Below are 14379 nucleotides of genomic sequence, written 5' to 3'. Positions count from 1 at the left end.
CCGTGCGATCCGCTCGCGCAGGGGCGGCCCCCGGCGCCGTCGAGGCGGCCCGCCCGGCGGCCCGGGTGCACCGCTCGTGCCCCGGGGCTCAGTAGCCGAAGGCGCGGGCCGTGTTCGCGGCCACGTGGCGGGCCAGTCGCTCCTCGTCCAGTTCCTTGGTCCGCGCCATGGCGCGGAGCGTCACCGGGATGAGGTAGGGCGCGTTGGGGCGGCCGCGGTAGGGCGCGGGGGTCAGGAACGGCGCGTCCGTCTCGACCAGCAGCAGTTCGGGCGGCACCACCGCGAGGGCGTCGCGCAGCGGCTGGGCGTTCTTGAAGGTGATGTTCCCGGCGAAGGACATGAACCAGCCCCTGGCGGCGCACAGCTTCGCCATCTCCGCGTCCCCGGAGAAGCAGTGGAAGACGGTCCGCTCGGGGGCGCCCTCCTCCTCCAGGATGCGCAGCACGTCCGCGTGCGCCTCGCGGTCGTGGATGACCAGCGCCTTGTCCAGCCGCTTGGCGAGTTCGATGTGGGCGCGGAACGAGCGCTGCTGGGCGGCGACGCCCTCCGGGCCGGTGCGGAAGTAGTCCAGGCCGGTCTCGCCGACCGCCAGCACCTGGGGGAGCGCGGCGAGCTTCTCGATCCCGGTGAGCGCCTCGTCCAGCGCTTCCTCGCCGCCCTCGGCGCTCAACCGGGGGGCCTCGTTCGGGTGGAGCGCGACGGCGGCCCACACGTTCTGCCATGCGGCGGCCGTCTCGGCGGCCCAGCGGGAGCGCTCCAGGTCGCAGCCGACCTGGACGACAGTGGTGACGCCCACGGCGGCGGCCGCGGTGAGCGCGTCGGCGACGGCCGGCTCCTGCATGTCCAGGTGGGTGTGGGAGTCCGCGACCGGGAACGCGAGCGGCTCGGGCGGCGGCGGTGGCGCCTGTGCCGCCCGAGCCTTCGCGGCGTTCGTGGCCGCGGTCCCGGCCGCGGGGTGCGCTGCGTCGTCAGGGGTCGCGGAGGGGGACATACCGGCGATGATAGAACCCGCCGTCCCTCCGGTCCGCACCGAGGCGGAGCCCGGCGGGCGCCCCGGCCCGCGACCCGCGGCGCACGCCCTCAGTGGTGCGGCCGCGCCGCCTCGGCCTTGGAGACCCGCCCCGAGCGCATGATGCGGACCACATGTGCGTCACAAAAGCGGCACGTGGGCTTGGTGAGCGGCGAGGGGACGCGCTTGCCGTCCGCGTAATACACGACCAAGGGCCTGCCGTCGGTGTACTCGAGGTGCTGTATCTCGTAGTCCTGCTCCCACCCGTGCCCGCACTTCATGCAGGCGAACGAGTATGCCTCGTGCACCGTCTCCCGCGGCTGGTCGGCCGGGTCCGGGCGGTTGCCGCTCTCGTGCTTCATGGCAGCTCCTTCCTTCGGGCGGATACGCCCACAGCCAGTGCACTCCTCGCGACCGCCGTCCGAAAGGCGGGACCGGGGGTCCTTTCTCTTCGTTTGTGGAGATTTTGGCCGGGCGTCAAGGTGAAGGGCTTCCATGGGCATTTCCTTTGCGTATCCGCAAAAGTCCTTTACTCATATTTACCGCTCAATCGCGGATTCCCGTGCTCACCCGCGCGCCCAGCCCGGCTCCGGCCGCGCTCATCGACAATTCGGCGCCCTTTTGCACGCCCGGCGCGCGTGCCTCCGCGCCCCGGCGCGCTCCCCGATGCTGCCCGGCCGACGCGGTCGCCGCACCACCCGATGCGGGCCGACGCGCGGGCCCGCCGCCCGTCCGGGCGGGCCGGAGCCGCCGACTCGCCCGGCGCCGTGTCCCGCCCGGCGCCGTGTCCGCCTCCGCCGCTCGCCCCCGCCGTGGCAGGGGCGAGCCGTCCGCGCGCTATCCGCGCGGTCCGGCGTTCTTCGCGGCGACCACCGCGTCGAAGACCTCCCGCTTGGGCACCCCGGCGCCGCGGGCCACCTCCGCGATGGCCTCCTTGCGCGGCTGGCCCGCGGCCTCGCGCTCCGCGACCCGGCGCGCCAGCTCCGCCGCGTCCGCCTCGCCCGCCGCGGGCGGCTCGGCCCCCCGGACCACGATCGTGATCTCCCCGCGCACACCCTCCGCGGCCCACTCGGCCAGCTCCGCCAGGGGGCCGCGCCGCACCTGCTCGTAGGTCTTGGTCAGCTCCCGGCACACCGCGGCCTCCCGCTCCGCGCCGAACACCTCGGCCATGGCGGTGAGCGTGGCCTGCAGCCGGTGCGGCGCCTCGAAGTACACCAGGGTGCGGCGCTCCTCGGCCGCCTCGCGCAGCCTGCCGCGCCGCTCGCCGGGCTTGCGGGGCAGGAACCCCTCGAAACAGAACCGGTCCACCGGCAGCCCCGAGACCGCCAGCGCCGTCAGCACCGCGGAGGGGCCGGGGACGGCGGTCACCCGCACCCCGTGCTGCACGGCCGCGGCCACCAGCCGGTAGCCCGGGTCGGACACCGAGGGCATCCCCGCGTCGGTCACCAGCACCACCCGGGCGCCGCCCGCCAGCGCCTCGGCCAGCTCCGGCGTGCGGGCGGCCTCGTTGCCCTCGAAGTAGGAGACGATCCGCCCGCCCGGCGCCACCCCGAGCGCCTGGGTCAGCCTGCGCAGCCGCCGGGTGTCCTCGGCGGCGACGATGTCGGCGGCGGTCAGCTCGGCCGCGAGGCGCGGCGGGGCGTCGGAAGGGTCGCCGATGGGGGTCCCGGCGAGGACGAGCGTTCCAGTCACCCGTCCATCCTCGCAGCGTCACCCGTCCGATCCCGCAGCGGTGACGCGGCGGCACATGCCGTCCCCGCGGTCCCTACGATGGCCCGCGTGACGACCAGTGACACCGTGGGGGACGCCGACCGCAGGCAGGACGGGCCCGGCAGCCCGGGCTGCGAGGGCAGCGCCGGGGAGGAGGACGGCCCGCCGCCGCTCCCCCGGTGGCAGACGCGGCTGCGCCGCTTCGGCTACGCGGCCCGGCTCCGCGCCGGTGTCCGCGAACGCCTCACCCCGCCGTTCCCGGCGCCGGATCCGCGGCTGGGCGCGGTCTTCGGGCTGGGCCCCGAGGTGTCGCTGCGGCTGGCGCGCTGCGCGGCCTGGGGCGGGCCGCTGCTGGTCGCGCTCCTCGCGGGAGCCCTGCGGTTCTGGCAGCTCGGCTCGCCGCACGCCGTCATATTCGACGAGACGTACTACGCCAAGGACGCCTGGTCGCTGATCCACCTCGGGTACGAGGGGACCTGGCCGGACAACGCCAACGAGCGCATCCTGGGCGATCCGCAGCGCATCCCGCTCTCTCCGGAGGGCTCCTACGTCGTCCACCCGACCGTCGGGAAGTGGGTGATCGGGCTCGGCGAGGCCGTCTTCGGGCTCGACCCGTTCGGCTGGCGGTTCATGACGGCGCTGCTGGGCACCCTCTCGGTGCTGATGCTGTGCCGCATCGGGCGCCGGCTGTTCCGCTCCACGGCGCTGGGCTGCCTGGCGGGCGCCCTGATGGCCGTGGACGGGCTGCACTTCGTGATGAGCCGGGTCGCGCTGCTGGACCTGGTGGTGATGTTCTGGGTGCTGGCCGCGTTCGGCTGCCTGCTCGTCGACCGCGACAGGTCCAGGGAGCGGCTCGCGGCCCGGTTGCCGCGGGCCGGTACCGACGCGGGCGTCGGCGGCGGCGCTCCGCTGCCCGACGCGGTCGTGGGGGATCGGACGCGACTGGGCTGGCGGCCGTGGCGGCTGGCGGCCGGAGTGTGTCTGGGGCTGGCCTGCGCCACCAAGTGGAACGGCCTGTACGTGCTGGCCGCGTTCGGGCTGCTGACCGTTCTGTGGGATGTGGGGGCGCGCCGTACCGCGGGCGCCTCCCGCCCGGTGCCGGCGATGCTCGCCAGGGACGCGGGGCCCGCTTTCCTCTCCCTGCCCTGCGTCGCGGTGGCCACCTACGTCGCCTCCTGGACGGGCTGGTTCGCCACCTCCGGGGGCTACTTCCGGAACTGGGCGGACGAGCAGGGCGCGGCCGGTCCGTGGGGCTGGCTGCCGGGACCGCTGCGCAGTCTGTGGCACTACGAGAGCGAGGTCTACGACTTCCACGTCAACCTCACCTCCGGGCACACCTACCAGTCGAACCCCTGGAGCTGGCTGGTCCTGGGCCGTCCCGTCTCCTACTTCTACGAGTCGCCCAAGGCGGGCTCCGACGGCTGCACCGACAAGGCCGAGGGCTGCGCCCGCGAAGTCCTGGCGTTGGGCACCCCGGTGCTGTGGTGGGCCGCCTGCGCTGCGCTCCTGTACGTCGGCTACCGCTGGCTGCTGCGCCGCGACTGGCGGGCGGGCGCGATCCTGTGCGGCGTCGCCGCCGGCTACCTGCCCTGGTTCCTCTACCAGGAGCGCACCATCTTCCTGTTCTACGCCGTGGTGTTCCTCCCCTTCCTGTGCCTCGGCCTGGCGATGGCGGCCGGGGCGCTGACCGGGCCGCCGGGTACGGACGACAGACGGCGCACCCTGGGCGTGGTCGGGGTGGGCGTGGTCGGGCTGCTGATCGTGTGGAACTTCGTCTACTTCTGGCCCATCTACACCGGGCAGACGATTCCGCTGGGCGAGTGGCGGCACCGGATGTGGCTGGACTCCTGGATCTGACCTGAAGTGTGCGTTTTCCGACCGGAAATGCCTGCCGAGTGAACTGGCAGATCACGAAAACGCTCAGCGAAGATCGCGATTCGGACACAGGGCCGTGATACGGAACCGATCGCCCCGCGCTGCTCGTCTGCCCCAGGGGCCGCGGCAGCGCGGCCGCGGGGGGCGGCGGTTCCGTTCCCCGGTCCGGACCGCCGGGAACCGGCGGAATCCGGGCCACACGGGGGAGCAGAACACCGGCAGAAGGGGCTGAACGGGCATACGCGGGCACGTCCTGTCATGGACGTGCTCTAGGGTGCCTCGCGTCAGGACTTCGGCCGGCAGACCGGGCCAAGGCGGGTGGAGGGGCAGAACGCGGATGCGCGACACACAGAAGATGGCCGTGATCGGCGGGGTCGCCGCCGCCGTCGTCGGGCTCGCCGGCGTCGGTGTCTACGCCCTCGTCGGCAGCGATGGGGAGGAGGCCCAGAACACCGTCGCCGCGGACAGCAAGGCGGCCGAGGCCAAGAAGGGCCCGCTCAGTGCGGCCGAAGTGCGCACCGCCGCCAAGGACTTTCTGGGCGCCTGGGCCGAGGGCGACGCCAAGAAGGCCGCCGCGCTGACCGACGACTCCGCAGCGGCCGCCAAGGCCCTCGGCGCCTTCCGCAGCAAGGCCCACATCTCCAAGGTCACGGCCACCCCCGAGGCGGCCGACGGCGAGAAGGTGCCCTTCGACGTCACCGCGCGGGTCGCCTACGGCAAGAAGGACGCCGCCTGGAAGTACGACTCGGCACTGAAGATCGTCCGGGCCGCGAAGACCGGCGAGCCCGTGGTCGAGTGGAAGCCGTCCGTGCTGCACCCCAAGCTCAAGGACGGCCGGGCCATCGTCACCGACGAGTCGGGCACCCCGCCCGTCACCGCCGTGGACCGGGACGGCTCGCCGCTCAGCGCCGACGACCACCCGGCCCTCGCCGGGGTGATCCGCGACATCGGCAAGCGCTACGGCGACAAGACCGAGGGCTCCCCGGGCGTGCAGACGCGCATCGTCGACGCCAAGGGCAAGACCGACACCGTGCTGCGCCAGCTCTCCGAGCCCACGCCCGGAAAGCTGAAGACGACCATCGACGCCGGGGCGCAGCGCGCGGCCGAGGCCGCCGTCAAGGGCAAGAAGAAGGCCTCCGTGGTCGCCGTCAAGCCCAGCACCGGCGAGATCCTGGCCATCGCCAACTCCCCCGCCAAGGGCTTCAACAGCGCACTGCAGGGCTCGCTGGCCCCCGGCTCCACCATGAAGGTCGTCTCCAGCGCCATGCTGCTCGACAAGGGCCTCGCCTCGCCCGGCAAGACCCACCCGTGCCCCAAGAACTTCACGTACGGCGGCTGGAAGTTCCACAACGACGACAACTTCGAGATCAAGCACGGCACCTTCGCGCAGAGCTTCGCCCGCTCCTGCAACACCGCCTTCATCAGCCAGGCGCCCGAGCTGAAGGACGACGACCTCACCAAGGAGGCCCGGGACGTCTTCGGCATCGGCCTCAACTGGAAGACCGGCACCACCACCTTCGACGGCCGCGTCCCGGTCCAGTCCGACGCCCAGATGGCCGCCTCGCTCATGGGCCAGGGTGGCGTGCGGATGAACCCGCTCAACATGGCGTCCGTCTCCGCCACCGTGCAGAACGGCACCTTCCGGCAGCCGTACGTCGTGCCCCCGTCGGTCGACGACCGCACCCTCGCCAAGGCGCCGCGCACCATGAAGCCCGGCGTGCAGAAGGACCTCAAGTCGCTGATGAACGTCACCGCCACCGGCGGCACCGCGGCCCAGCCGATGTCCGGGATGAGCGGGGACTTCGGAGCGAAGACCGGCTCCGCCGAGGTCGACGGGCAGAAGAAGCCGAACGCCTGGTTCACCGCCTACTCCGGTGACGCCGCCGCGGCCGCCGTCGTGCCCGCCTCCGGGCACGGCAACGAGAACGCCGGCCCGATCGTGCGCAAGGTGCTGGACGCCGCCCGCGGCTGAGGCCGCGCGTCCGCCCCGGCCGGTACGGCACCGTCGTACCGGCCGGCGGGGCACGCCGACGGCCGGTACGACCCGTCATCGCCGACGCCCGGGCCCGTGCGGCACTGCCGTCGCCGGCCCGGACCCCGGTAAAAGCGCTGATCAACGCGGCGGTAGCGTCCTGTGCATGACGCATCGACTCCGTGACCGCGCCGCCCGCGGCAGCGCAGGGTGACCCCGATAGTCGTCGCCGCGGTGCTGGCCGCGGCGCTCACCCACGCCACCTGGAACGCGCTGGCGCACGGCATCCGCGACCAGGTGCTCGCCTTCACCCTGGTCGGCAGCGGCGGCGCGCTGTGCGGCGCCGCGCTGGCCTGCTTCGCCCCGCTCCCGGCCGCCGGGGCCTGGCCGCCGCTGCTGTTCTCGGCGGCGCTGCACGTCGTCTACCAGGCGCTGCTGATGCGCTCCTTCCGGATGGGCGAGTTCGGGCAGATGTACCCCATCGCGCGGGGCACGGCGCCGCTGGTGGTGACGGTGCTGGCGGCCGTCTTCGTGCACGAGATGCCCGACGGGTGGCAGCTCGCGGGGGTGCTGCTGGCCTCCGCCGGACTGGTCGGGGTGGCGCTGTGGGGACTGCGCGGCGCGGGGCGCTCTCCGCACGCGGGGTCCGGCTCGGCCGCCGACTCCGGCGGAGCGGCTTCCGACTCCGGCGACGCGGTCTCCGGCTCCGGCGATGCCGTCTCCGGCTCCGGCGGCGTGCCCTCCGGCTCCGGCTCGGGTACCGGTCCGCAGTGGCCCGCGCTGACCGCCGCGGTGTGCACGGGCCTGGCCATCGCGTCGTACACCGTCGTGGACGGGGTGGGCGTGCGGGCCGCGGGCAGCCCGCTGGGCTACATCGCCTGGCTGATGCTGCTGGAGGGGCTGGCGATCCCGGTCTGGGCCCTGCTCACCCGCCGTCGCGCCCTGGCCGCGGAGCTGCGCCCGGTGGCCCTGCGCGGGCTGCTGGGCGGGGCGCTGTCGGTGCTGGCCTACGGGCTGGTGCTGTGGGCGCAGACCCGGGCACCGCTGGCACCGGTGGCGGCGCTGCGGGAGTCCTCGATCATCGCCGGAGCCGCGATAGGCGCTCTCTTCTTCAAGGAGCGGTTCGGCTGGCCCAGGACCGCCGCGAGCGTGCTGATGGTGGGTGGCATAGCGCTGATGCTGCACGGCACCTGAGCCTCCCGGGGGACGTCGCGCGGGTCCGTACCCGGCGGTCCGCCCGCGGGGGACCCGGCCGCTGGCCGACGGCTGCCGGGGCAGAGCTACCCTGGGGGTCGGCCCCCAACAGGAGAGAGATGGCTGGCAACCGCGTCAACCTCGTCAACATGGAAACCGTCGACAAGGTGCACGGCACCCGCGCCCTCCTCGACACCGTCTCGCTGGGCGTCAACGAGGCGGACAAGATCGGAGTCGTGGGCCGCAACGGCGACGGCAAGACCACTCTGATCAAGGTGCTGGCCCGCGAGGAGGAACCGGACGCGGGCCGGGTCACCCATGCGGGAGGGCTGCGTGTCGGCGTGCTGACGCAGCACGACTCCCTCGATCCGCAGGCCACTGTCCGGCACGAGGTGGTCGGCGACCTCGCCGACCACGAGTGGGCGGGCGTCCCGCGCATCCGCGACGTGCTCACCGGGCTGTTCGGCGGCCTGGACCTGCCCGGCTTCCCGCAGGGCCTGGACACCGTGATCGGCCCGCTCTCCGGCGGCGAGCGCCGCCGGATCGCGCTCGCCAAGCTGCTCATCGCCGAGCAGGACCTGATCGTGCTGGACGAGCCGACCAACCACCTCGACGTGGAGGGCATCTCCTGGCTCGCCGGGCATCTGCGTGCCCGCCGCTCCGCGCTGGTGTGCGTCACCCACGACCGCTGGTTCCTCGACCAGGTCGCCACCCGCATGTGGGACGTGCAGCGCGGTGCGGTGCACGAGTACGAGGGCGGCTACTCCGACTACGTCTTCGCCCGCGCCGAGCGGGAGCGCATCGCCGCGCAGGAGGAGTCCAAGCGGCAGAACCTGATGCGCAAGGAGCTGGCCTGGCTGCGACGCGGCGCCCCGGCCCGCACCAGCAAGCCGCGCTTCCGGATCGAGGCGGCGAACGCGCTGATCGAGGGCGAGCCGCCGCCCCGGGACAGCCAGGAGCTGATGCGCTTCGCGAACTCCCGGCTGGGCAAGTCCGTCTTCGACCTGGAGGGCGTCAGCGTGCAGGCCGGGCCGAAGCTCTTGCTCAAACAGCTCACCTGGCAACTGGGCCCCGGCGACCGGATCGGCCTGGTGGGCGTCAACGGCGCGGGCAAGACCTCGCTGCTGCGCGCCCTGGCCGACACCGCCGCCACCGGAGGCGAACAGCCCTCACCGCTGGTGACCGAGGGGCGGATCAAGGTCGGCAGGACGGTGAAGCTGGCCTACCTCTCCCAGGAGGTCGCCGAACTGGACCCGGCACTGCGGGTCCTGGAGGCCGTGGAAGCCGTCCGCTCCCGCATCGACCTGGGCAAGGGACGGGAGATGACGGCCTCGCAGCTGTGCGAGCGGTTCGGCTTCGCCAAGGAGAAGCAGTGGACGCCGGTGGGCGACCTCTCCGGCGGTGAACGGCGGCGGCTGCAGATCCTGCGGCTGCTGATGGACGAGCCCAACGTCCTCTTCCTGGACGAGCCGACCAACGACCTGGACATCGAGACCCTCACCCAGCTCGAGGACCTGCTGGACGGCTGGCCGGGCTCGCTGGTGGTCATCTCGCACGACCGGTACTTCGTCGAGCGCACCACCGACCGCGTCTACGCGCTGCTGGGCGACGCCACCTTGCGGATGCTGCCGCGGGGCATCGACGAGTATCTGGAGCGCCGGGCCCGGATGGAGGCCACGGCCGCCGCGTCGGCGCCCGCCGCCGCGCCGGGCCGGTCCGCGGGCGGGCCGGACCGGTCGGCCAAGGAGCCCGCCAAGTCCGCGGCGTTCTCCCGCGCGGCGCACAAGGAGATGCAGCGGATCGAGCGACAACTGGAGAAGACCGAGCAGCGCGAGGCGGCCCTGCACGCCGAAATGGCCGAGCACGCGACCGACTTCGAGCGGGTGGCGGGGCTGGACGGCGAGCTGCGCGAGGTGCGCGAGAAGCGCGAGGAGTTGGAGATGCGCTGGCTGGAACTGGCCGATACCGAGGGTGCATGACAACCCTTTCGGGGGTGGTGGTAGAAAGGGGCGCCCTGCTCCTTCCTGAGGAACTGCGATGACACAGCCGCCGCCCCCACCGCCAGGTCAGCCTCCCCAGGGTGGCTGGAATCCACCCGCGCAGCCGCCCCCACCGCAGGCACCCCCACAGCAGCACGTGTCACCGCAGCAGGTCCCGCAGCAGCCGTCGGCACCGCAGCAGCCGCCGGCACCTCCCGCCGCGCCGCCCGCGTCGCCGCCGTCCGGACCGGGCTTCGGCCAGGCGCCGTACGGCGGTCACCCGGCCGGCCCGCAGCAACCGCCCCCGCCACCGGGGGCCGGCGGACCGTTCGCGCCGCGCGGCCGCAGCCCCAAGGCGGTCCGCATCCTCGCGGCGGTGATCGCCGTGGTGCTGGTCGCGGGCGGCATATGGCTGTTCTCCCTCGGCGGCGAGGACGACAAGGGCGGCGGGGGCTCCCAGGCGGGCGTCCCGGGCGGCAGCCACGCGAAGCAGCTCTTCTCTCTCGAACAGCCGAACACGCACGTCAAGGACGCCCAGGGTGCCGACGGGAGTTGGGTCACAGCGAAGATCTACGCCAAGTCCTCGATCAACGCGATCGAGGGATACCGCATGAACGGCAAACGTGCCTGGCGCATCCCGCTGGGCGGCCCGATCTGCGCGGCGTCACCGCACATGACCGACGACCACCGCACGGCCGTCGCCTTCGAGAAGGGGAGCGGCGGCTGCAACGCCGTCGCCGTCTTCGACCTCGACACCGGCAAGAAACTGTGGGATCAGCCCATTCCCATAGGTGACACCATCTTCGGCGGCGGCGACATGAACCTGACCGTCGCCCAGGACACGGTCGCGCTCTCCTGGATCGGCGGCTTCGCCGCCTTCCCGATCGAGGGCGGCGACCCGCTGTGGAAGAGCAAGGAGACCGGGGAGACCTGCGAGCACAGCCGGTACGGCGGCGGTGCCCGGCTGCTGGTGGTCCTGGAGTGCGACGACTCGCTGACGCTCAACCAGCTCGATCCGAAGACCGGCCACTCCACCTGGGACATGCGGCTGCCGCACAACCTGAAGGACGGGCGCGCCGTCCGCGTGGTGGACACCGATCCCATCGTGCTGGTGCTGGGCACCGGGGACGAAACGGAGTCGGAGGTCATGACGATCGACGACAACGGTTCGATCGCCGCCACCTTCAGCCTCGGCGACCGTTACGAACCGGGCTGCGGCATCGGCAATCTGGGCAGTGAGGCGTGCTTCAACGTCGTGGCGACCGAGGACATGGTCTACATCGCGACCAAGGAGCACTCGGGCAAGAGCGACGACTCCCTCTCCCGCACCAACGAGGTCATGGGCTTCGGCTTCCACAGCGGCGAGCCGAAGTGGAAGTCCAGCGCGGGCGAGGGCCGCACGGTGTTCCCCATCGGGACCCAGGACGACAAGGCGATCGCGTACGTGACCCCCACCTACGACAGGGGCGGCCAGGTCGTCAGCGTGTCCCCGGGGAACGGGGAGCAGCACGGGCTGCTGCGGCTGCCGGACGAGACCGCCGAGCAGCAGAGCCGCTTCCGGGTGCCGACGATGAGCAGGAGCGCCCCCGCGCTCTACGTGGACGGCCGGCTCTTCCTGCAACGGAGCCTGCTGTACGGGAAGAACGACACCGATGCCAAGGAGAAGGCTCCGATGGCCATGGGGTTCGGTACCGGACGGTGACGGAACCGGGATCCGGGTCCCGGGAGTCCGGTGGTAGAAAGAATGTCCGCTCAGAAGTCTGCCGATGGTGGGCCATGATGTCCGATTCGCTCGGCCCTACGGGGGTTTGAGGCGCCGGGCGCGCGGTCTGCCCGTACCAAGGGAATGTCATGTCGCAGCCGCCTCCGCCACCGAGCCAGCCGCCGTCCGGGGGCTTCGGCGCACCGCAGGAGCCCCCGCGTGATCCGCAGGGGCAGCCGGCCTACGGCTATCCGCAGCAGCCCGGACAGCCGCCTCAGCAGCCGCCGCAGCCCCCGCAGTCGCCACCGCCGGGCGGCTACGGCTATCCGCAGCAGCCGGGCCCGCCCGGTCCTCCGGGACCGCCGCCGGGTCCGCCCGGACCGCCGCCCGGCCCGCCCGGACCTGCCGGTCCGCCGGCCGACGGCCAGCACGGCGCGCCCACCATGGCCTACGGCCAGCCGGCTGCGCCCTACGGCCAACCCGGCCCCTACGGTCAGCAGCCGCCGCCCGGATACCAGGGGCCCGGGGGGCCCGGCGTACCCGGAGGCCCCGGGGGCGGCAAGAAGAACACCAAGCTCATCGCCCTGATCGCGGCTGCCGTCGCGGTGGTGCTGATCGCCGGTGCGGGCGTGTTCCTGTTCACCCGCGGTGATGACGAGAGCGGGAAGAAGGACGAGTCCAAGGGCAGTTCGCAGAAGTCCAAGGGCAACGGCCTGGAGACCAAGCCCAAGAGCACCAAGGGCGGCGAGCTGTTCAACATCGAGGACCCCAAGGTCAAGGACTACACCAAGGTTCCCGGATCCTGGGCCACGGACAAGGTGTTCGCCAAGGTGTCCGTCAAGGAACTCCTGATCGTGGACCTCAAGACCAACGAGCAGAAGTCCCCCGTCTCGCTGAAGGGCGAGGTGTGCAGCGCCTCGAACGGCATGACGAAGCGCCACGAGGTGGCCATGGTCGTGCGCGAGACGATCTCCAGCAACGCGTCCTGCAACCGGATGGTCGCGGTCGACCTGGACACCGGGAAGATCGTCATGGACGAGAAGATGTCCAGCGCCAAGGACGAGTCGTCCAACGACAACGTGGCCATCAGCGGCGACACCGTGGCCACCGCGTGGATCGGCGGCTCCGCCGCCTACGACATCCCCTCGGGCAAGCAGCTGTGGAAGAGCAAGTCGAGCACCTGCCGCGACGAGGGCTACTCGGGCGGCAAGGAGCTGTACGCGGTCACCGAGTGCGGCAGCTTCTCCAAGCCGCAGATCAGCGTGCAGCGGCTCGACCCGAAGAACAAGGGCAAGGCCACCTGGAAGTTCGACGTGCCCAAGGGCGCGAAGAACGTGCGGATCGCCTCCACCGACCCGCTCGTCCTGGTGGTCGGCGCCGGGAGCGAACTCACCAGCGACGTCATGACGGTCGGTGCGGACAAGAAGCTCAAGGCCCGGATCTCGATCGACGACAACTACGTCCGCCCCTGTGGCGTCGAGGTCGACAGCTGCTACAACATCGCGGTGGGCAAGGACACCGTCTACCTCGCGACGGAGGAGCACAGCGGCAAGGCCGAGTACGGCCGGACGAACGAGATCATGGCGTTCGACTTCGACAGCGGGAACACCAAGTGGAAGGCCGAGGCCGGGGAGAAGCGCAGCTTCGTGCCGATCCGGATGGACGGCCCCAACCTCCTCGCCTACAAGCTGCCGGACTACGACGCGGGCGGCGAGGTCGTCAGCATCGAGCCCGGCAAGGGGAAGCAGACGCTGCTGCTGAAGATGCCGCAGGTCGAGCAGGGCGAGGGCGAGCAGGCGTTCAACATCAGTGCGAGCAGTCTGCGGGAGCCGCTGCGCTTCCAGAACGGCAAGCTCTTCCTGAACTCCTCGACCGTCTCCAAGCCCGACAGCGACTACGACGACCCGTTCGACAAGCTGGCGGCCGGTTTCGGACCGCAGTGAGCCCGCCGGACCCCCGCGCGGCGGCGCAGCCGCGGCGCGGGGCCGGGGAACCGTCTCCGTCCTGATCGCCCCCGACGGCCCCCGACGGCCCGCCACGGCACGCCGTGGCGGGCCGTCGGCCGTTCCGGGGGCCGTCTTCAAGCCCTCCCTCGGGGATTTCAGCCCGTAAGGGGCGCGGAACGCCGAGTGAGCGTGTAGCTTCCCGGGGAACAAGAGACGGGCTGCGCAGGGGGGTGCGGGGCCATCCGTAGCGTGTGTGGGGGGAGCGAGCTTGATGAGCGTGCGGCTCATGGTGGTCGACGACCACCGCCTGCTCGCCGAGGCCCTTGCCTCGGCACTGAAGCTGCGCGGGCACCGCGTGCTCGCAGCGGCCGCGCCCAGCGGTGGCGCGGCCGAACTGGTCATCAGCAGAGCACCGGAGGTGTGCCTGCTGGGCACGGCGACGCCCGCCGAGCCGGGCGTCTTCGATCCGGTGGTGCGGATCAAGAGAGAGAAGCCGCAGATCGCGGTGGTGGTGCTCGGTCCGGTACCGAGCCCGCGCGGGATCGCCTCCGCCTTCGCGGCGGGGGCGTCCGGCTATGTGCGGCACGACGAGCGGATCGAGGGCGTCGAGCGGGCCATGGTCAAGGCGCGGGCCGGTGAGGCGGCCGTCGCGCCGCAGTTGCTCAGCCAGTCCTTCGCCGAGCTGCTCAATCCGGCCGCCGAGCCCGACGACGAGGGGGCCCGGCTGCTGCAGATGCTCACCCCGCGGGAGGTGGAGGTGCTGGTGCGGGTCGCCGAGGGCGAGGACACCCGGCTGATCGCGGCCGGGATGCGGATCGCCCCCAGCACGGCACGCACTCACGTGCAGCGGGTGCTGATGAAGCTGGGGGTCGGTTCGCGCCTGGAGGCGGCCGCGCTCGCCGCCCGCACCGGACTGCTGGAGCGGGTCGGCGGCGCGGGCGGCTGAGCCCGGCGCGCGCCGCGCACGCCGGGTCCAGGTGCAGTCCGCACTC

The 14379-nt window shown here is 72.6% G+C and carries 10 protein-coding genes; 7 read left to right on the top strand and 3 right to left on the bottom strand.

The features are described 5' to 3' along the window. Positions 1–88 precede the first annotated feature (88 nt). From ACFYNS_RS26465 to rsmI, 3 genes are all read right to left on the bottom strand, one after another. A complete protein-coding gene (locus ACFYNS_RS26465; RefSeq protein ID WP_360292163.1) occupies positions 89–991 on the bottom strand; it encodes a TatD family hydrolase in 903 nt (300 codons plus the stop codon). Between the two features lie 89 nt (positions 992–1080). Further along, positions 1081–1371, bottom strand: coding sequence for a hypothetical protein (locus ACFYNS_RS26460; protein ID WP_388605406.1), 291 nt, complete (start codon positions 1369–1371; stop codon positions 1081–1083). Positions 1372–1846: 475 nt separating this feature from the next. Then, the gene (gene rsmI, locus ACFYNS_RS26455) at positions 1847–2701 is read right to left on the bottom strand and encodes a 16S rRNA (cytidine(1402)-2'-O)-methyltransferase (protein WP_388605404.1); all 855 of its coding nucleotides are present in this window, start codon (positions 2699–2701) and stop codon (positions 1847–1849) included. Positions 2702–2779: 78 nt separating this feature from the next. Between rsmI and ACFYNS_RS26450 the strand changes: the two genes are divergently transcribed. The 7 genes from ACFYNS_RS26450 (at position 2780) to ACFYNS_RS26420 (ending at position 14333) form a co-directional block, all read left to right on the top strand. Then, complete coding sequence (locus ACFYNS_RS26450) at positions 2780–4576, top strand: dolichyl-phosphate-mannose--protein mannosyltransferase (protein WP_388605402.1); 1797 nt, start codon at positions 2780–2782, stop codon at positions 4574–4576. Between the two features lie 355 nt (positions 4577–4931). Continuing rightward, positions 4932–6566: a penicillin-binding transpeptidase domain-containing protein gene (locus tag ACFYNS_RS26445; RefSeq protein ID WP_360298795.1), complete on the top strand. Its 1635-nt coding sequence runs from the start codon at positions 4932–4934 to the stop codon at positions 6564–6566. 210 nt (positions 6567–6776) lie between these two features. Beyond that, entirely contained in the window at positions 6777–7760 is a 984-nt protein-coding gene (locus ACFYNS_RS26440; protein ID WP_360298798.1) for a DMT family transporter, read from the top strand. Positions 7761–7879: 119 nt separating this feature from the next. Continuing rightward, on the top strand, positions 7880–9739 hold the full coding sequence (locus ACFYNS_RS26435) for an ABC-F family ATP-binding cassette domain-containing protein (RefSeq protein ID WP_360298801.1): 1860 nt from the start codon (positions 7880–7882) through the stop codon (positions 9737–9739). A 157-nt stretch (positions 9740–9896) separates the two neighbouring features. Beyond that, positions 9897–11441, top strand: a complete 1545-nt coding sequence (locus ACFYNS_RS26430; protein WP_388605399.1) for a PQQ-binding-like beta-propeller repeat protein — start codon at positions 9897–9899, stop codon at positions 11439–11441. A 149-nt stretch (positions 11442–11590) separates the two neighbouring features. Then, entirely contained in the window at positions 11591–13384 is a 1794-nt protein-coding gene (locus ACFYNS_RS26425) for a hypothetical protein (RefSeq protein WP_360298806.1), read from the top strand. Positions 13385–13658: 274 nt separating this feature from the next. Then, positions 13659–14333 (top strand): LuxR C-terminal-related transcriptional regulator, encoded by a 675-nt coding sequence (locus ACFYNS_RS26420; protein WP_360298809.1) that lies wholly within the window; start codon positions 13659–13661, stop codon positions 14331–14333. The last annotated feature ends 46 nt before the right edge of the window (positions 14334–14379 follow it).

It is taken from the genome of Streptomyces sp. NPDC006925 (genome assembly GCF_042869575.1).
Classification (GTDB): domain Bacteria; phylum Actinomycetota; class Actinomycetes; order Streptomycetales; family Streptomycetaceae; genus Streptomyces.
The sequence above is the reverse complement of the archived record's forward strand: the minus strand, read 5'-3'. Positions and strand labels throughout refer to the sequence as shown.

Coding starts and splice junctions, on each gene's coding strand:
- ACFYNS_RS26465 (WP_360292163.1), bottom strand. CDS start 991: ATGTCCCCCTCCGCGACCCCTGACGACGCAGCGCACCCCGCGGCCGGG.
- ACFYNS_RS26460 (WP_388605406.1), bottom strand. CDS start 1,371: ATGAAGCACGAGAGCGGCAACCGCCCGGACCCGGCCGACCAGCCGCGG.
- ACFYNS_RS26450 (WP_388605402.1), top strand. CDS start 2,780: ATGGCCCGCGTGACGACCAGTGACACCGTGGGGGACGCCGACCGCAGG.
- ACFYNS_RS26445 (WP_360298795.1), top strand. CDS start 4,932: ATGCGCGACACACAGAAGATGGCCGTGATCGGCGGGGTCGCCGCCGCC.
- ACFYNS_RS26435 (WP_360298801.1), top strand. CDS start 7,880: ATGGCTGGCAACCGCGTCAACCTCGTCAACATGGAAACCGTCGACAAG.
- ACFYNS_RS26425 (WP_360298806.1), top strand. CDS start 11,591: ATGTCGCAGCCGCCTCCGCCACCGAGCCAGCCGCCGTCCGGGGGCTTC.
- ACFYNS_RS26420 (WP_360298809.1), top strand. CDS start 13,659: ATGAGCGTGCGGCTCATGGTGGTCGACGACCACCGCCTGCTCGCCGAG.